This window comes from Microbacterium sp. NPDC055683, from assembly GCF_053617895.1.
Genome location: NZ_JBSHGQ010000024.1, coordinates 1 through 16,008, shown reverse-complemented (window position 1 = coordinate 16,008; position 16,008 = coordinate 1). Strand labels below are relative to the sequence as shown.

The 16,008-nt window shown below is 71.7% G+C and carries 18 protein-coding genes; 8 read left to right on the top strand and 10 right to left on the bottom strand.

The window, feature by feature from the left end; all coding sequences use genetic code 11:
- Positions 1 to 53: 53 nt before the first annotated feature.
- On the top strand, positions 54 to 1,121 hold the full coding sequence (locus tag ACWGPF_RS10620) for a hypothetical protein (RefSeq protein WP_452332797.1): 1,068 nt from the start codon (positions 54 to 56) through the stop codon (positions 1,119 to 1,121).
- A gap of 16 nt (positions 1,122 to 1,137) precedes the next feature.
- On the opposite strand, the gene ACWGPF_RS10615 is transcribed toward ACWGPF_RS10620, so the two are convergent.
- From ACWGPF_RS10615 to ACWGPF_RS10585, 7 genes are all read right to left on the bottom strand, one after another.
- Positions 1,138 to 1,752 (bottom strand): hypothetical protein, encoded by a 615-nt coding sequence (locus tag ACWGPF_RS10615; protein WP_452332796.1) that lies wholly within the window; start codon positions 1,750 to 1,752, stop codon positions 1,138 to 1,140.
- Positions 1,740 to 2,543 (bottom strand): twin-arginine translocase subunit TatC, encoded by an 804-nt coding sequence (tatC, locus tag ACWGPF_RS10610; protein ID WP_452332795.1) that lies wholly within the window; start codon positions 2,541 to 2,543, stop codon positions 1,740 to 1,742. The genes ACWGPF_RS10615 and tatC overlap by 13 nt, the downstream gene beginning before the upstream one ends.
- Positions 2,540 to 2,809 (bottom strand): twin-arginine translocase TatA/TatE family subunit, encoded by a 270-nt coding sequence (gene tatA, locus ACWGPF_RS10605; protein WP_452332794.1) that lies wholly within the window; start codon positions 2,807 to 2,809, stop codon positions 2,540 to 2,542. Before tatA ends, tatC begins: the two co-directional genes overlap by 4 nt.
- 23 nt (positions 2,810 to 2,832) lie before the next feature.
- Positions 2,833 to 3,843 carry an intradiol ring-cleavage dioxygenase gene (locus tag ACWGPF_RS10600; protein WP_452332793.1) on the bottom strand — a complete coding sequence of 337 codons (1,011 nt, stop codon included), beginning with the start codon at positions 3,841 to 3,843 and terminating at the stop codon, positions 2,833 to 2,835.
- A 93-nt stretch (positions 3,844 to 3,936) separates the two neighbouring features.
- Positions 3,937 to 5,907 carry a cytochrome c oxidase assembly protein gene (locus ACWGPF_RS10595; RefSeq protein WP_452332792.1) on the bottom strand — a complete coding sequence of 657 codons (1,971 nt, stop codon included), beginning with the start codon at positions 5,905 to 5,907 and terminating at the stop codon, positions 3,937 to 3,939.
- Between the two features lie 190 nt (positions 5,908 to 6,097).
- Positions 6,098 to 6,385 carry an HU family DNA-binding protein gene (locus ACWGPF_RS10590; protein ID WP_271172653.1) on the bottom strand — a complete coding sequence of 96 codons (288 nt, stop codon included), beginning with the start codon at positions 6,383 to 6,385 and terminating at the stop codon, positions 6,098 to 6,100.
- A 189-nt stretch (positions 6,386 to 6,574) separates the two neighbouring features.
- Positions 6,575 to 7,159 carry a TetR/AcrR family transcriptional regulator gene (locus tag ACWGPF_RS10585; protein ID WP_452332791.1) on the bottom strand — a complete coding sequence of 195 codons (585 nt, stop codon included), beginning with the start codon at positions 7,157 to 7,159 and terminating at the stop codon, positions 6,575 to 6,577.
- Positions 7,160 to 7,277: 118 nt separating this feature from the next.
- Between ACWGPF_RS10585 and ACWGPF_RS10580 the strand changes: the two genes are divergently transcribed.
- Complete coding sequence (locus ACWGPF_RS10580) at positions 7,278 to 8,102, top strand: alpha/beta hydrolase (protein WP_452332790.1); 825 nt, start codon at positions 7,278 to 7,280, stop codon at positions 8,100 to 8,102.
- Between the two features lie 64 nt (positions 8,103 to 8,166).
- Here the strand turns inward: ACWGPF_RS10580 and rpsN are convergent, their stop codons facing one another.
- Genes rpsN through rpmB form a run of 3 tightly spaced genes read right to left on the bottom strand, consistent with a single transcriptional unit; the run spans position 8,167 to position 8,881 of the window.
- Positions 8,167 to 8,472 (bottom strand): 30S ribosomal protein S14, encoded by a 306-nt coding sequence (gene rpsN / locus ACWGPF_RS10575; protein ID WP_345437448.1) that lies wholly within the window; start codon positions 8,470 to 8,472, stop codon positions 8,167 to 8,169.
- 2 nt (positions 8,473 to 8,474) lie between these two features.
- The gene (gene rpmG, locus ACWGPF_RS10570) at positions 8,475 to 8,645 is read right to left on the bottom strand and encodes a 50S ribosomal protein L33 (protein WP_155049151.1); all 171 of its coding nucleotides are present in this window, start codon (positions 8,643 to 8,645) and stop codon (positions 8,475 to 8,477) included.
- Entirely contained in the window at positions 8,645 to 8,881 is a 237-nt protein-coding gene (gene rpmB, locus ACWGPF_RS10565; protein WP_317139406.1) for a 50S ribosomal protein L28, read from the bottom strand. Before rpmB ends, rpmG begins: the two co-directional genes overlap by 1 nt.
- Before the next feature lie 334 nt (positions 8,882 to 9,215).
- On the opposite strand from rpmB, the gene ACWGPF_RS10560 reads away from it, so the two are divergent.
- From ACWGPF_RS10560 to ACWGPF_RS10535, 6 genes are read left to right on the top strand one after another with little or no spacing between them, the layout of a single operon-like run.
- Entirely contained in the window at positions 9,216 to 10,514 is a 1,299-nt protein-coding gene (locus tag ACWGPF_RS10560; protein ID WP_452332789.1) for an extracellular solute-binding protein, read from the top strand.
- Positions 10,515 to 10,524: 10 nt separating this feature from the next.
- Positions 10,525 to 11,448: a carbohydrate ABC transporter permease gene (locus tag ACWGPF_RS10555; protein ID WP_452332788.1), complete on the top strand. Its 924-nt coding sequence runs from the start codon at positions 10,525 to 10,527 to the stop codon at positions 11,446 to 11,448.
- On the top strand, positions 11,445 to 12,290 hold the full coding sequence (locus ACWGPF_RS10550) for a carbohydrate ABC transporter permease (protein ID WP_452332787.1): 846 nt from the start codon (positions 11,445 to 11,447) through the stop codon (positions 12,288 to 12,290). The genes ACWGPF_RS10555 and ACWGPF_RS10550 overlap by 4 nt, the downstream gene beginning before the upstream one ends.
- Before the next feature lie 13 nt (positions 12,291 to 12,303).
- A complete protein-coding gene (locus ACWGPF_RS10545) occupies positions 12,304 to 13,491 on the top strand; it encodes an ROK family protein (RefSeq protein WP_452332786.1) in 1,188 nt (395 codons plus the stop codon).
- Positions 13,488 to 15,032 (top strand): GMC oxidoreductase, encoded by a 1,545-nt coding sequence (locus tag ACWGPF_RS10540; protein ID WP_452332785.1) that lies wholly within the window; start codon positions 13,488 to 13,490, stop codon positions 15,030 to 15,032. The genes ACWGPF_RS10545 and ACWGPF_RS10540 overlap by 4 nt, the downstream gene beginning before the upstream one ends.
- Positions 15,029 to 15,991, top strand: coding sequence for a sugar phosphate isomerase/epimerase family protein (locus ACWGPF_RS10535; protein WP_452332784.1), 963 nt, complete (start codon positions 15,029 to 15,031; stop codon positions 15,989 to 15,991). The genes ACWGPF_RS10540 and ACWGPF_RS10535 overlap by 4 nt, the downstream gene beginning before the upstream one ends.
- Positions 15,992 to 16,008: the final 17 nt, after the last annotated feature.

The window sequence follows — 16,008 nt, the reverse complement described above, 5'->3', positions numbered from 1 at the left end:
GAAGCGCCGCCGTTCGCAGGCTCCGCGCGGCCGGGCGTTCCTAGACTGGCGGCATGGAACCCGCCGCCGCCGACCCCGCGCCGACTCGCGCGCGGCCGCGGGCGGGCGAGATCGTCGGGATGGTCGTGGTCGGCGCCCTGCTCGTCGGCGCGATCGCGGCGGGGTTCGCGACGCTCTACCGCGTGTTCTGGGGGCCCGAGGCGTTCGTCGAGCGCTACGTGTCGCTCATCGCCGAGGGCCGCGCGGCCGACGCCCTGACGGTGCCCGGCGTGGCTGTGGACTCGACCGTGCTCGAGGGCGCGGGCGTCGCGCCGACCGTGAGCGACGCCCTGCTGCGCTCCTCCGCCCTCGCCGCCGACGTCGACGACGTCGAGGTGATCGGCTCGGAGATGGTCGACGGAGTCGTGTCGGTCACGATCGCGTACCGCGCGGGAGGGCAGGACGGCCGCTCGACGTTCCGCGTCGAGCAGAGCGGATGGTCGGGGCTCGTCCCCGCCTGGAGGTTCGAGACCACCCCGCTCGCGGTCGTCGACGTCGTCGTGCGCGGATCGATGCGGTTCGCCGTGAACGGGTTCGAGCTCGACAAGCGGCAGGTGTCGCCCGACGGGGTCGACGCCGAGCCCCTCGAGCCCGTCTCGATGCTCGTCTTCACGCCGGGCTCGTACGCCGTCTCGGTCGACACCGCTGCGGCGGAGTCGGCGCCCGTGGCCGCACTCGCGGAAGATCCGCTGAGCGAGGTCGACATCGCCGTGCAGGCCCAGCCGACCGAGGAGTTCACGGGCATCGTGTCGGAGCAGGTGCACGACTTCCTCGATCAGTGCACGACGCAGGGCGTGCTCAAGCCGACCGGCTGCCCGTTCGGCTACGAGACCTTCGAGCGGGTCGTGTCGACGCCGGAGTGGTCGATCGTCACGCAGCCGACCATCGCGGTCGTCCCCGACGGGGCGTACTGGGCGATCGCGCCCGCGGGCGGCATCGCGCACATCGAGATGGACGTGCAGTCGATCTACGACGGCTCCTACTTCCACATCAGCCAGGACGTGACGTTCACGCTCGACGGCTCCATCGACATCCTCGCCGACGGCTCGGCCGCCATCAGCATCGGATCCCCCGACCTCTGAACGGTGGACGGGCCGCCTACGCGGCCTCGACGGCCGCCCTGTCGGGCTCGGCGCTCTCCTCCCCGTCCTGCGCGGGGTCCTCCGGGACGTCCACGAGCATCCGCCGGGGATGACCGGAGCTGCCGCCCACGACGACCCACTTCCGGCGCCTCTCGGGAGCCGTCACGTCGTCGTGCCCCGAGACGTCGGGTGCGAGGTCCGCGACGTCCTGCTCGATCTCCGTCGCCGGGGCGGCGCCATCCGCCTCCCGCGCGCGCTCGGGAGGGATCGTGCGCACGGACGGCGGCTCCGCCCCAGGTGCTGCATCCGCGGCATCGGGGCGCACGCCGGCATCGGCGGTGCGCACGACATCCGTGGACGCCGCCTGCCCTCCCTGCGCCTCCGTGGGAGCGACGAGGGCCTCGCGGACGATCCGCCGCGGATCGTACCGACGGGGGTCCATCTGCTTCCACTCCTCGAGCGAGACGCCGGTCTCGGCCTCGGTGCGCTCTCGCGCGGCGTCGAGGAACGAGCGCACCGAGCGGATGAGCTCGGCCAGCCGATGCGCGTACTGCGGGAGACGCGACGGGCCGACGATCACGGCGGCGATGAGCGCGAGGACGAGGAGCTTCTCGAAGGTCAGGCCGAACATGACGGGTCCTCCTGGAGAGCGGCGGGCGCGGCCTCCGGCCGTTCCGCCCTGCGGGCGGCGGCGCGATCGTGGAGGTGCGCGATGAGGAACGCGGCGGCGAACAGCCCGCACATCGGGATCGCGATGAGGAACATCGACAGCACGTCGGCCGACGGCGTGACCATCGCGCTGAACGCGACGATCGCCACGACGCAGATGCGCCAGGACCTCGCGATCGTCCTCGCCGAGAGGACGCCGAGGAGGTTCAGCATGACGATGAAGACGGGCAGCACGAACGCGATCCCGGTCGCGACGATGATCTTCATCACGAAGTCGACGTAGTACGACGCGACGAGGATCGTGCTGTCCTCCTCCGACGCGAAGCCCGCCAGCAGCTCGACCATGTGGGGGAAGAGCGAGAACCCCATGACGCAGCCCGCGGCGAAGAGCGGGAGGGCGGCCCCCAGGAAGCCGAACGTGTACGCCCTCTCCCTGCGGGTGAGACCCGGGGCGAGGAACGCGAACAGCTCGAACAGCCATACCGGGCTGGACAGCACGACCCCCGCGAAGAGCGCGATCTTCAGCCGGAGGTCGAACGCCCCTGTGACGCTGTCGTAGTTGAGACTCGCGTCGCGAGACGCGGCGAGCGCGTCGATCGGCTCCCGCAGGACGTCCAGGATCTGGTCCGACAGCAGGTAGCCGATCACGGCGCCCACGACGAGCGCCACCGCCGTGCGGACGGCACGCGTGCGCGCCTCGCTCAGATGCTGGGAGAGCGGCATGCGCCCCCGCGCGGCGGTGACGGCGGTCATGACGTCGAGCGGTCCGCGAGCGTCGTCGTCTCGAGCGGACGCGTCCGGGGGGAGTCGTCCGGCACGAGCGCGACGGGCACGGCCGTGGTCTGCGGCGCCGCCGCCGACGGCCCGTCCTGTGCGGACGGCTCGGCGACCTCCTTCTTGAGGATGCGCACCGACTGGCCGACGCTCTTCGCGAGCGCCGGCAGCTTGGTCGCCCCGAAGACGAGGACGACGACGGCGAGGATGACGAGCGCGTGCCATCCCGTGAGGTTCTGCAGCATGGTGTTCTCCTGTTCTTCCCGGCTCAGGCCGGCGGCTGGCCGCCGCCGCCCTCAGGGGCGGCGCCGGCCGTGGGCTCGGTGGTGGTGTCGACTCGGGCGACGAGCGAGATCACGTAGCCGTTCTCCGCGTCGCCCGACCATGTGGGCGTCTGGAGCGCGCCGCTGTCGTCTCCGAAGACGTTGTCGGAGGCGAGCGAGACCTGCGACAGGTTCGCAGTCGATCCCTCGTAGGCGGCGAGCGCGTACACGTCCGCCAGCGTCTCCTCGGGCATCGCGATCTGCGAGGTCGCGATCGCGTTCGCCGAGTCGCTGATGGAGGACTCATCCGGGTAGACCTCGAAGTGGATGTGCGGCCAGCGTCCCGAGTAGCACGCGGGGAAGATCGACGTGAAGGTCACCCTGCCGTCCGCGTCGGCGACCTGCACACCGCGCAGGTACGTGACGTCCTCCACGCCGCTCGAGTACATCGAGTACCGACCCTGCGCGTCGCAGTGCCAGGCGTAGACCGCGACCCCTTCGAAGGGCGCGTCGCCGCCCGCTGTGTCGGTCACGGTGATCGAGAAGGTGAGGGGGACTCCCTCCGCCGTGGCGGAGCCGTCGATGCTCGTCGTGATGTCGCTGCGGACGATGCCGGATTCCTCCAGCACGTCGGGTCCGTTCGACCCGTCGCCCGGATACGGGCCTGCGGTCTCATCGGGGATCTCGCCGCTCGGCAGCGTGATCGACTCGGCCGTCTCGGTCGGCGTCGGGGTGGCGGTCGCGGACTCCGTGGGCGTCGACGTCGCCGTCGGGGTCGACGTGCTCGACGTGCTCGACGTGCTCGACGTGCTCGACGTCGCCGCCGGGGCGCACGCGGCGAGCGTCGCCGCTCCGACGCCGACGCCGACGAGGCTCAGCACCCCGCGGCGGCTGACGAGCGTCTTGATGTCGAAGCCGGCGCCCTGGTCGACGACCTCCTCATCCGGCCTGTCGAGAAGGCGTCCCTCGTAGGAGGGGCCCTCGGGGGTCTGCTCGGGTTCCGGGATGCGTGCCATGATCGGCCTCTCTTCCTCTCGATCGAAGATGAGACCACTGTGCCCGGTGCATCCTGGCACGCCCGATGGTGCGCCTATGACCCGGCTATGACGTCAGAGTCCGCGCTTCGCGTCGCGCTCGGCGAGCCTCGCGAGGCGCGCGTTGTACTCCTCGAGCTCGGCGTCGCCCGTACGGTCGGCCTGCCGATCGGCGCGTCGCTGGAGGCGCTCGTCGCTGCGGCTCCACTGGATGGCCACCACCACGGCCGTGATGAGCGTGGGGATCTCGCCGATCGACCACGCCACGCCGCCGCCCGCGTACTGGTCCTCCAAGGGCGTCGCACCCCAGGTGCGGCCCATCGCGCCGAACCACTCGGCGACCATGAGGCCCGACTGGCTCATGATCGAGATGCCGAAGAAGGCGTGCATCGCCATCGTCACGATGAGCGTCACGAGGCGGCCGGCGTACGGCAGCCGGTAGGGCACGGGGTCGATGCCGATGAGCGACATGACGAAGAGGTAGCCCGACAGCAGGAAGTGGACGATCATCCACTCGTGCCCCAGGTGGTCGTAGAGCGACCATCGGAAGAGGTCGGTGTAGTAGAACGCCCACAGCGACCCGATGAAGATGCCCGCCGCGACGATCGGATGCGTGATGACGCGGGCGAACGGCGTGTGCACGGCCCAGAGGATCCACTCCCGGCCGCCGCGGGTGCCGTCCTCGCGCTTGCGGATGGCGCGGGCCGCGAGGGTCACGGGCGCCCCCGGCACGAGGAGGAGCGGGATGGCCATGCTGAGCAGCATGTGGCCCAGCATGTGCATGCTGAAGAGGTAGTCGCCGTACGCCGTGAGAGGCCCGCACGTCACCCAGACGAGCAGGAGCATGCCGAGGACCCAGAGCACCGTCCGGTACACGGGCCAGCGGTCGCCGCGACGGCGCAGGCGCCAGACCCCGGCGAGGTAGAAGAAGATGCCGAAGGCCGCGACGAAGACCCAGAGCAGGTCGACGTCCCATGCCGTGAACCAGCGCTCGATCGTGAGCTCGGGCGGCAGCGGCGCCTCCGTGAGGATCTCGGCCGGCGTCGTCTGGGGCACGGTCGCCTCGCCCGACGGCGGGGCCGTGCGCGCGAGCGCCGCCGCAGCGCCCGAGGCGATGCCCATGAAGGCGAGCTCGAGCGCGACGAGCCCCCAGAACGGGCCGCGGCCATCCGACGCCCTGGCGATGAGCCGACGACGGTAGAGCGCGCCGAGACCGCCCATGACGAGCAGCGCGACGATCTTCGCGATGAGGATGGCGCCGTAGGGCGTGAGCAGCTCGTCCCATCGCCCGATCGAGGTGAGCGTGCGGGCGTACCCCGACACCGCGACGACGACGAACGCGACGAGCGCGAGCGACGAGTAGCGCAGCAGCAGCGGCCCGAGGCGCGCGGCATCCACGGCGGGGCGCACGATGACGAGCAGCACGAGACCGCCGAGCCACACGGCGGCGCCGATCACGTGCAGCGTGAGCGCCATCACCGTGGCGGTGTGGTTCGCGAGGTCGCCGGAGTGGCCCTGCGTCGCCATCGGCACGAGGCTGACGAGCGCGAGCACCGCGGTGAGCAGCGTCGGCGTCCACGAGCGGATGGCGAACGCGAGCACCGTGACGATCGCGGCGAGCACGGTCGTGAGGAGCCAGGCCCGACCGAGCTCGGTGCCGACGAGGAACTGCCCGAGCTGGGCGCCGAACTCCGATCCCAGGCTGAACTGCGCCCCGAGGGCCGAGAGGAAGGTGAGGAACCCGACGGCTCCCGCCGACACGGTGAACACGGCGGCGCCCACCGACGCGGTGTCGAGCGCGACGTCGAACTCGCGCTCGCCGGACCTCAGTGCGAACAGGGCGAGGACGAGCGAGCCCACCATGGTCGCGGCGGAGAGGTTGACGAGGAGCTTCGCGACCGGGAGCCCCCACCGGACGACCGCGCCGGGGTCGCTCGTGAAGCGGGGAGCCGCTCCGCCGCCGATGAGGAGCCCCGCGACGACCGCCGCGATCGCGACCACGACGAGGATGGCGGGCCCTGCGGCCCGCAGGACGCGCGGATTCACCCCTCAACCCTATTCGCGCCCCCTGGACACTCGCTCGCAGCCCCGCCGCCCCTGCTCGTGCCCTCGCCTCTCTTGCCCAACGGGTATCCGTTTGTCGAGCGCACACCCGATTCCGCGCAAACGGAAGGGTTCTCGTCCAACGGATATCCGTTGGACGAGAACCCTTCGCAACAACCGTGCGGCAGCGGTCTTACTTGACGGCGGCCTTGAGCTTCGAGCCGGCGGTCACCTTGACGCGCTTGCCCGCAGGGATCGCGATCTCCTCGCCGGTCTGGGGGTTGCGGCCCGTGCGGGCGGCGGTGTCGACCTGCTCGAAGGCGATCCAACCGGGGATCGAGACCTTCGCGCCCTTCGCGACGGACTCGGAGACCGAGGTGAAGAGGGCGTCGAGGACGCCCGAGACGGCGGCCTGGCTCTGACCGGTCGCGCTCGCGATGCTCGCGACGAGCTCGGTCTTGGTGATGGTCTTGTCGGCCATGTCATCCTCCAGCGGCGTGAGGACGCCGCAAGTTCATTCGGACCGGCGGCGTTTGCCTCCGGTGGTCTAGCGACCGTGACGAATGTATCAACGCCCCCCGGAATTCCGCGGATTCTGGCGGGTTTGCGTCGGATTGGGGCGGCGTGTCGCGGTTCGCGTGTGACGGATGGGGCGGATGTCGACGTCTGATCAGGGCCGGTGGGAGGCCACGACGGCGCGCGCCGTGCGGGCGAACGCGGTCTCGATGCGCTCGGAGCCGTCGAGGTAGCCGCCCACGAGAGCGGCGTCGCGCAGCAGCACGAGCACCCCCGCGACCTCGTCGGGCGCGGAGAGGCCCGCCGCCTCGGCGAGGGCGCGGAGGGTCTGCCGGAACCAGTCGCGGTGCTCGGCGATGAGCAGGCGCACGGGGCCCTCGCCGTCCGGGTACTCGGCGGCGGCGTTGATGAACGGGCAGCCGCGCGTATGCCGCTCGCGCACGTCCTCCGCGATGCCCTCGATGACGAGCTCGAGCAGCACGTCGGGGTCGTCGGACGCCGACGTCGCGCGGGCGAAGAGCGCGCGCAGGCCATCGTCCTCGCGTCGCAGATAGGCGAGCACGAGGTTCTCCTTGCCGCCGAACTGCTTGTACATGGTCGCGCGCGTGACGCCGGCCTCCGAGATCACGCGGTCGATCCCGACGGCATGGATGCCCTCTTCGTAGAAGAGGCGGTTCGCCGTCTCGAGCAGCCGCTCACGAGCGGGCGACGGGCGGGCTGACGCGCCGGTGGTGCTCATGCGTTGGCCTCCTCGGATCCCATCGTGCCATCGTCGAGGGAATACTTGTATAGATAGAACGTTCGGTCTACCATCGAGCATACGCCGGATCCCCGGCCCGAGACGAAGGAGAAGGAACATGAGCACGACCGAGAAGGCGCCGATCGTCCTCATCCACGGACTGTGGATGACCCCGAAGAGCTGGGACACGTGGGCAGAGCGGTTCCGCGCCCGCGGCCACGAGGTGATCGTCCCCGGATGGCCCGGAATCGACGACCGCGAGGTCGCCGACATCCGCTCGGATCCCGAGGCGCTGAAGGGCATCGGCCTCGCGCAGATCGCCGACCACTACGAGCGCATCATCCGGGCGCTCCCCCGCACCCCGATCATCATGGGCCACTCGTTCGGAGGCGTCATCACGCAGATGCTCGCCGACCGTGGGCTGGGCGTCGCCTACGTCGGCGTGGCACCCGGGCAGACCGCCGGCGTCACGGCGCTGCCGCCGTCGACGCTGTGGACGGGCACCCCCATCCTCTCCAACCCCTTCGGCCGCAACGGCGCGAAGCCGCTGTCGAAGCGCCACTTCCACTTCACGTTCGGCAACGACCTCGACCGCTCCGCATCCGACGCCCTGTGGGAGGAGTACGCCGTCCCCTCCTACAACCGGGTCTTCTTCGAGGGCGTCACCTCCGTGCTGAACGAGAAGGGCGGCGTCACGCGCGTCGACTACGCGCGCGCCGACCGCGCGCCGTTCCTCGTCATCACGGGCGAGAAGGACAACGTCGTGCCGCCCGCCATCGGTCGTGCGATCGTGCGGAAGTACACGTCGGCCGGTCCCGCGACGGTCGAGTACCGCGAGTACGCGGGGCGCACGCACCGCCTCGTGAGCCAGGACGGGTGGGAGGAGATCGCCGACTTCGCGCTCACCTGGGCGGAGGAGCACGAGAGCGCGCCGGCCCGATGACCCGGGGGAGACGACGAAGGGCGGGACTCCGTGAGGAGTCCCGCCCTTCGCGTGAAGCGGATGCTTACCAGCTCGACTTGGTCACGCCGGGCAGCTCGCCGCGGTGCGCCATGTCGCGGAAGCGGACACGCGAGATGCCGAACTTCGTCAGGACGCCGCGGGGACGACCGTCGATGACGTCGCGCGAGCGGACGCGCACGGGCGACGCGTTGCGGGGCAGCTTCTGCAGGCCCACGCGAGCGGCCTCGCGCTGCTCGTCGGTCGCGTTCGGGTCGATGAGCTGCTTCTTCAGCTCGGCGCGCTTCGCCGCGTAGCGCTCGACGACGACCTTGCGCTGCTCGTTGCGAGCGATCTTGCTCTTCTTGGCCATGATTAACGCTCCTCGCGGAAGTCGACGTGCTTGCGCACGACCGGGTCGTACTTCTTGAGCACGAGGCGGTCGGGGTTGTTGCGGCGGTTCTTCTTGGTCACGTAGGTGTACCCCGTGCCCGCGGTCGAACGCAGCTTGATGATGGGACGGACGTCCTGTGCCTTCTTCGCCATTAGAGCTTCACACCCTTCGCGATGAGGTCCTTCACGACCGACTCGATGCCGCGCGCGTCGATCACCTTGATGCCCTTGGCGGACACGTTCAGCGTGATCTTCCGACCGAGCGACGGGACGTAGTACGTCTTCTTCTGCACGTTCGGGTCGAAGCGGCGCTTCGTCCGGCGGTGCGAGTGCGAGACGTTGTGACCGAAGCCGGGAACGGCACCGGTCACCTGGCACACAGCAGCCATGGTTCACTCCTTCATTACCGTGGGACCGACGGCCCCACCCAAGATCTCTTGTCTGCACGCCCGTCACCCGCCCGCGGACGGGCTGTGTTCAGGTGGGAGCGCACGAACTGCACACAGGAGCGTGCGCAGACAAACAACGATCCTAGCACATCCGGGCGTGTCGCTGAGGTCGGATGGTCTCCGCAATTTCGCTACAACCGCCGAAATTATTCGTGACGGTCGGGACACGGCACCGAAACACGGCCTTCCTAACGTCGTCGGCGGATGCGGCGCCCCCGATTTCGCTACATCCGCACCTAATGCTCCACTCCCCTCCTCGAGAATCGAGCACCGCATGCCCTCCTCCACCCGTACGCTCCGCGTCGTCGCCGGCCTCGGCCTCGTCGGCGTCCTCGCCCTCGCCGGCTGCGGCCGCGCCGACGACGCAGCGGCCCCCGCCGCGGCCGACACCGTCGTCGACGACTCGGCCGCCACGGGCACCGTGTCGCTCTGGGCCCCCGACGGCGACGCCAAGGTCCTCGACGAGGTGCTCGCGCCGTTCCTCGCCGACAACCCCGACCTCGACCTCGAGATCACCCTCGTGCCGGAAGCCGAATACGAGACGAAGCTGCGCTCCGCCATCGCCGCGGGGACCGGCCCCGACCTCGCGCAGCTCTACCCCGAGACCGAGACGCAGTTCCTCGAGACGGGCGCGTTCGCCGCGGTCCCCGACGGACTCGTGGACGCCGAGTCGTTCTTCGCCGGCGCCTGGGATTCCGGCGTCCTCGACGGCGCCGCGTACTCGGTGCCGTGGTACTCGTACACCTACACCCTGGTCTACCGCGCCGACCTCGCCGAGGCGGCGGGCGTCGACGCTCCCGCGACGTGGGACGAGACCGTCCCGTTCTTCGAAGCGCTCCAGTCGGCCGGCGCCGAGCGCGGCCTCGGCGCCGACATCGGCTGGGACAAGTACACGGGTCAGACCCTCGCGCAGTTCATCTGGCAGGCGGGCGGCTCGCTGCTCTCCGACGACGGGACGGCGTGGACGCTCGACACCCCGGAGACGGTCGCGGCGATCGAGTACAACGCCTCCTTCTTCACCTCCGACGTCGCCGACCTCGACGGCCCGCAGTTCCTCGACGCGCAGCCCTACTTCGTCGACGCGAAGACGGCCGCGAGCATCACCGGCCCGTGGGTCATCGGCCAGCTCGACGAGGTGGCGGGCGAGGACGGCTGGACGGCGGAGCACGTCGCGACGGCGCCGCTCCCCTCGGGCGACGGCGGCTCCATCGGCGCGCTCGCGGGCGGCAACTGGGGCGTGCTCGCCGACAGCGACGCCGCCGACGCCGCGTGGAAGCTGATCCGCCACATGGCGGACAGCGAGACGCAGCTCGCGCAGTACGCCGCCTACGGCTCGATGCCCGCCGTCGCCGCCGCCTGGGACGACCCGGCCATCGCCGACCAGCCGCTGCTGGACGCCTTCTACGACCAGCTCCAGACGGCACAGACCTACCCCGCGTCGACGACGTGGCCGCAGATCGCGGCCCAGCTCGGAACCGAGCTCGAGCAGGTCGCGAAGGGCCAGAAGACCGCCGAGCAGGCGGCCGCCGACATCCAGTCGTTCGCCGACGGGCTCGGCACGGGTGCGGAGTGACCTCCCGCTCATGACCGCCTTCACCCCGGGGACGCCGCGTGCGCGCGCGCGGCGTCCCCGCCCCGCGGCCCGGCGCTCGCTCGTCGCGTGGCTCTTCCTCGCCCCCTTCGTCGTCGTCTTCGTCGTCTACACGGCCGTCCCCGCGATCGCCGCGCTCGCGATGAGCCTCTCCGACCTGCGCGGAAGCGACCTGAGGAACCCGTTCGCCGTCGACTTCGTCGGCGTCGAGAACTACGTCCGGCTGTTCGGCGACGCGCGCTTCCTCACCGACCTCGGCAACACGGCCGTCTTCGTCGTCGTCGGCGTTCCGCTCACGATGCTCACGGGCTTCGCCCTCGCCGTCGCCCTCAACACGGGCATCCGGCGCCTCCGCGGCGTCTTCCGCACCGTCTTCTACGCGCCCGTCGTGACGAACATCGTCGCCATCGCCCTCATCTGGCAGTACGCGTTCAACGCCGACGGCACCGTCAACGAGGCGCTCGGATGGTTCGGGTTCGCCGGCCCGAACTGGCTCACCGACACCGACCTCGCGATGCCCGTGGTCATCCTCCTGGGCGTATGGCGCAACTTCGGGACGGCCATGGTGCTCTTCCTCGCCGGGCTGCAGGCCATCCCCGAGGAGGTCTACGAAGCGGCAGCGCTCGACGGAGCAGGGGCGTGGAGCCGCCTGGTGCACGTGACGCTGCCCCTCCTCCTCCCCACCGTCCTCCTCGTGTCCGTGCTGCTCTCCACCTTCTACCTCCAGGTGTTCGACGAGCCGTACCTCCTCACCGACGGCGGACCGCTCGGATCGACCGAGTCGGTCGCGCTCTACACCTACCGTCAGTTCGGGTTCGGCGAATACGGGCTGTCGTCGGCCGCGTCCTTCGTCATGCTCGCGCTCGTCGTCGTCGTGAGCGCCGTCCAGTTCCGCATCCTGAGGCCACGCACATGACCGCATCCACCGTCGCCCGCCGGCCCCGCGTCGGCCGCCCGCTCCTCTACGCGGCCGTCGTCGCCACGGCGCTCATCACCCTCCTCCCCTTCTACTGGGTCGTGTCCGGATCGCTGCGAAGCCTCCAGGAGATCCGCCAGGAGCCGGGGGCGTGGTTCCCCGCAGCGCCGACGCTCGACAACTTCGCGCGCCTGTTCACGGAGGTCGGCTTCGGCACATACCTCGTGAACAGCGTGGTCGTCGCGGCGATCGTCGTCGTCGGCAACGTCATCGCCGCCACCGCGGCAGGCTACGCGCTGACGAAGTTCGACTTCCCCGGCAAGCGGCTCGCGTTCGGGGCCGTGCTCGCCGCGCTCATGATCCCGTACACGGCCGTCTTCGTCCCGCAGTTCGTCATCACCGTCAACCTCGGGCTCGTCGACACGCTCGCGGGCATCGCGCTGCCGAGCGTCGCGCTGCCGATCTCGATCTTCATCATGCGGCAGTACGCCTCCTCCGTCCCCGACGAGCTGATCGAGGCGGCCCGCCTCGATGGAGCGGGCGAGTTCCGCATCTTCTTCCGCATCTTCCTGCCCCTCGCCGGCCCCGCCGTCGCGACCGTCACGATCATGTCGTTCCTCACCTCGTGGAACAACTTCATCTGGCCGCTCGTCGTCGCGCAGTCGTCGGGGACCTACACGCTGCCCGTCGCTCTCGCCGCGACGAGCCAGGCCTCGGCGCACGTGCTCGACTACGGGCTCGTGCTCGCGGGCGCCCTCGTCATCATGCTGCCCGTGCTCATCCTGTTCCTCCTGCTGCAGCGATACTTCGTCCAGGGCATCGCGGCGGCGGGGCTCAAATGACAGGAGGAGCAGGATGATCGCCGGTCTCGATCCGCGGGCGCTGCGGCGCGTCAACACGTCGGTCACGCTGCGCACGCTCGCGGTGGCCACCGAGCCCGTCAGCATGACGGCGATCGCCGGGACGGCGGGGCTCTCGCGGCGCACGGTCGAGCTCATCCTCGACGAGCTCGTCGAGGCGGGATGGGTCGACGAGCTCGAGCGCATCCCCACGACGGGATCGGCGGGACGCCCGCCGCGTCGGTTCGAGCTGCGCGCCGAGCACGCGCTGCTCGCGGCGGCGCGCGTGACCACGCGCGAGGCGTCGGCCGTCGTCGCCGACGCGCGCGGGCGCATCCTCGGCCGCGCGCGTCGCGAGCTGCCCGACGCGGACGACCCGCCCCGCACGCTCGACATCGTCGCGGACCTCGTCGTCGAGGCGGCGGACGCGGCGGGCGCGCCGTTCGACCGGCTGCGGGCGGGAGCGGTCGCCTCGGGCGGCGCGATCGACGACGACGGCGTGCTCCGCCGCCTCGTCAACACCGACCGCTGGCAGGGCGTCGACCTGCCGGCGGAGCTCGGTGCGCGCATCGACGTGCCGTGGTTCGCCGACAACGACGCCAACCTCGGCGCGCTCGCCGAGCGCTGGCGCGGCGTCGCACGCGACCACGACGACGTCGTGTGGGCCATCCTGGGCGCTCGCACCGGAATCGGGACGCTCATCCGCGGGACCGTGCACCGCGGGTTCCAGGGCGGCGCCGGAGAGCTCATCGAAGCGGGACCGCTGCCCTCCGACGCCCTCCACGGCACCCCGGTCGGCGCGCTCACCTCGCCCTCGCCCGCCGACCGCGAGCAGGCGCTCGAGCTCGTCGCGCGAGCGCGGCTCGGCGACGCCGAAGCCCTCCGCCTCGTCGACGAGTACGCCGAGTACATCGCGGCCGTGCTCGTGATCCTGTCGTGGACCGTCGCGCCCTCGCTCTTCGTCCTGGGCGGGGGCGCCGAGGACGCCGCCGACCTGCTGCTCCCGCGCGTGCGGGCGGCTCTCGACCGCGCGCGCACGCCGGCGGGCATCGCGGTCGAGGCGACCTCCGTGGGAGCCGACGCCCCGCTCATCGGCGCCCTCCGGTTCGTGCTCGACCGCATGGACGTCGCCCTCTTCGGCCCCGTCGTCTCCCTCGGCGCCGCCTCCCCTCCCCTCCCCGCCCTCGCCAAGGAGCTGCCGTGATCCATCTGCCGCCGTCCGACGTCCTCATCGTGGGGGGCGGGCTCATGGGCGCCGTCGCCGCACGGCTGCTGCGCGAGGCCGATCCGACGGCGCGCATCGCGATGCTCGACGCGGGGGCGCCCATCGGCGACGTTCCGGGCGTCCACCTCCACGACATCGCCGATCCCGCGCTGTGGGCGCAGTACAACGCCCGCGTGAGCTCGGGCATCCAGGGCATGTACACGGGCGCGGAGGTCGTGCGCGACGTGCCGGCCGACATCCGCGATGTGCCGCCCGGCATGTTCCACACCCTCGCCTTCGGGGAGGACGCGGAGCAGATGCCCGCGACGGCGATCGCGTGGAACGCCGGCGGGATGGGCGTGCACTGGACGGCGGCGACGCCGTGGCCGGCGGGCACCGAGGTGTTCGCCGACGACGGGCGTTGGGCCGACGACCTCGAGGCTGCGCGGCGCGCGCTCGACGTGCGTCCCGTCGCGATCGGCCCCACCCCGCTCGGCCGCCGCGTCCTCGAGGTGCTCGACGCGCGCTTCGGCGACGGCGCACCCGCCGACCGCCGACCGCAGCCCATGCCGATGGCGGTCCGCCCCGGCCCCGACGGCGTGCTGCGGCGCACGAGCCCCGCGACGGTCTTCCCTCCCCTCGCCGACGGCTCCGATCCCGCGTTCGCGCTCGCGACGGGCGCGCTCGCGACGTCGCTCATCGTCGAGGACGGCCGCGTCGCGGGAGCCCGCGTGCGCGACATGCGCGACGGCTCGGAGAGCGAGGTGCGCGCCGCCACGGTGCTCGTGTGCGCCGACGCCCTCCGCACCCCGCAGCTGCTCTTCGCCTCGGGCATCCGCCCCGATGCGCTCGGCCGCTACCTCAACGAGCACGCCTTCATCGCCTCGCGGGCGCTCCTCGACCTCGACCGGTTCGGGATCGCTCCCGACGACCTCCCGCGCGCGAGGGAGGGGGAGTTCTGCACCGACTCGCTGTGGATCCCGCAGAACGGCCGCGCCCAGCCGTTCCACGGGCAGGTGATGAACTCCACCTACCTCGACGACGACGGCCGGCCGCTCGCGCACTCCGTGGGCGTCTCCCTCTACACGCCCGTCGAGTCGCGGCCGGAGAACCGCGTCGCCTTCTCGGACGACGAGCGCGATCTCGCGGGGATGCCGCGCATGCGCATCGAGTTCTCGTACTCCGACGCCGACCTCGCCCTCATCGAGCGCGCGCTCGCCGTCGCGGAGGAGACCGCGCGCGCGTTCGGCGACTTCGACCCCGCCACGGAGCGCGCGCACCTCGTGCCCGGCTCGTCGCTCCACCTCACCGGCACCGTCCGCTCCGGCCCCGTCGACGACGGAACGAGCGTGTGCGCACCCGACGGCGGCGTCTGGGGGGTCGAGGGCCTCTACCTCGCCGGAACCGGCGTCGTCCCGACCCCCGTCGTCGCCAACGCCACGCTCACGGGCGCCGTCACGGCCGTCCGCGCCGCCCGGGCCATCGCCGCGCGCGTCGCCGCCCCTCACGCCACCCGCCTCGATCAGAAGGAGCCCGCATGACCTCCCGCCCCCTGCTGCGCGCCGACCGCGTCGCCCTCAACCCCATCCCGTGGATCAACGTCAAGGCCGACCCGGACGACCCGGACAGCGAGGACCTCTGGCTGTTCGCCGACCCCGCCTTCCGCGCCGACTACCCGCGCGTGCTGCGGGCCATCCGCGAGTCGGGGTTCACCGCGACCATGATGGAGGTCCTCGACACGCAGACCCTCTTCGACTACCGGCGGATGGTCGAGGACGCGGGTCTCGCGCTCGCCCCGGGCTATGCGAGCGTCGCGCTCCCCGAGGACCACGGCGTGCTCTTCGACCCGGCGTCGGCCGAGGGCGTGCGCTGGTTCGACGGCGTGCGGCGCAAGGCCGAGGAGTCGCTCTTCTTCGGCCTCGACACGGTCTTCCTCGCGCCGGAGGTGTCGTGGGCGCCCGCCGCGCTCCGCACGCGCGACGCCGCGGCGGTCGGCGCGGGCTTCCACGCCGGCCGCCTCGACCGGGTGATCGACGGGCTGGGCCGCGCCGCCGAGGTGCTCGCCGCCGAGGGCGTGCGCGCGGGCCTGCACAACCACGTCGGGACGTGGATCGAGACGGAGGAGGAGATCGAGCGCACGCTGGCGGCCATCCCGCCATCGCTCCTCGGCGCCTCGTTCGACATCGGCCATCTGGCGTGGGCGGGCATCGACCCCGCGGTGCTCATCGCGCGCCACGCCGACCGTGTGCTCGACCTCCACGTGAAGGACCTCGACCTCGGGATCGCCGCCGACACGCGCCGCACGCCGACGCCGTACCGCACAGCGACCGCCCGCGGCGTCTTCCGCGAGCCGGGCCTCGGCGACATGGACATCGACGGCGCGCTCGCCGCGCTCCCCGAGGGATGGGACGGGTGGGTCATCGTCGAGGTCGACCGGGCGACCATGGCCCCCGAGGCGTCGGCCGCGGCGAGCTGGAAGTGGGTCGCGGCGCGCCTGTGACAGACGGGTGCCCGCCC

Excerpts from the sequence above, each read along its gene's own strand:
- ACWGPF_RS10620 (WP_452332797.1), top strand. The coding sequence starts at position 54 with ATGGAACCCGCCGCCGCCGACCCCGCGCCGACTCGCGCGCGGCCGCGG.
- ACWGPF_RS10615 (WP_452332796.1), bottom strand. The coding sequence starts at position 1,752 with ATGTTCGGCCTGACCTTCGAGAAGCTCCTCGTCCTCGCGCTCATCGCC.
- tatC (WP_452332795.1), bottom strand. The coding sequence starts at position 2,543 with ATGACCGCCGTCACCGCCGCGCGGGGGCGCATGCCGCTCTCCCAGCAT.
- tatA (WP_452332794.1), bottom strand. The coding sequence starts at position 2,809 with ATGCTGCAGAACCTCACGGGATGGCACGCGCTCGTCATCCTCGCCGTC.
- ACWGPF_RS10600 (WP_452332793.1), bottom strand. The coding sequence starts at position 3,843 with ATGGCACGCATCCCGGAACCCGAGCAGACCCCCGAGGGCCCCTCCTAC.
- ACWGPF_RS10590 (WP_271172653.1), bottom strand. The coding sequence starts at position 6,385 with ATGGCCGACAAGACCATCACCAAGACCGAGCTCGTCGCGAGCATCGCG.
- ACWGPF_RS10585 (WP_452332791.1), bottom strand. The coding sequence starts at position 7,159 with ATGAGCACCACCGGCGCGTCAGCCCGCCCGTCGCCCGCTCGTGAGCGG.
- ACWGPF_RS10580 (WP_452332790.1), top strand. The coding sequence starts at position 7,278 with ATGAGCACGACCGAGAAGGCGCCGATCGTCCTCATCCACGGACTGTGG.
- rpsN (WP_345437448.1), bottom strand. The coding sequence starts at position 8,472 with ATGGCCAAGAAGAGCAAGATCGCTCGCAACGAGCAGCGCAAGGTCGTC.
- rpmG (WP_155049151.1), bottom strand. The coding sequence starts at position 8,645 with ATGGCGAAGAAGGCACAGGACGTCCGTCCCATCATCAAGCTGCGTTCG.
- rpmB (WP_317139406.1), bottom strand. The coding sequence starts at position 8,881 with ATGGCTGCTGTGTGCCAGGTGACCGGTGCCGTTCCCGGCTTCGGTCAC.
- ACWGPF_RS10560 (WP_452332789.1), top strand. The coding sequence starts at position 9,216 with ATGCCCTCCTCCACCCGTACGCTCCGCGTCGTCGCCGGCCTCGGCCTC.
- ACWGPF_RS10555 (WP_452332788.1), top strand. The coding sequence starts at position 10,525 with ATGACCGCCTTCACCCCGGGGACGCCGCGTGCGCGCGCGCGGCGTCCC.
- ACWGPF_RS10550 (WP_452332787.1), top strand. The coding sequence starts at position 11,445 with ATGACCGCATCCACCGTCGCCCGCCGGCCCCGCGTCGGCCGCCCGCTC.
- ACWGPF_RS10545 (WP_452332786.1), top strand. The coding sequence starts at position 12,304 with ATGATCGCCGGTCTCGATCCGCGGGCGCTGCGGCGCGTCAACACGTCG.
- ACWGPF_RS10535 (WP_452332784.1), top strand. The coding sequence starts at position 15,029 with ATGACCTCCCGCCCCCTGCTGCGCGCCGACCGCGTCGCCCTCAACCCC.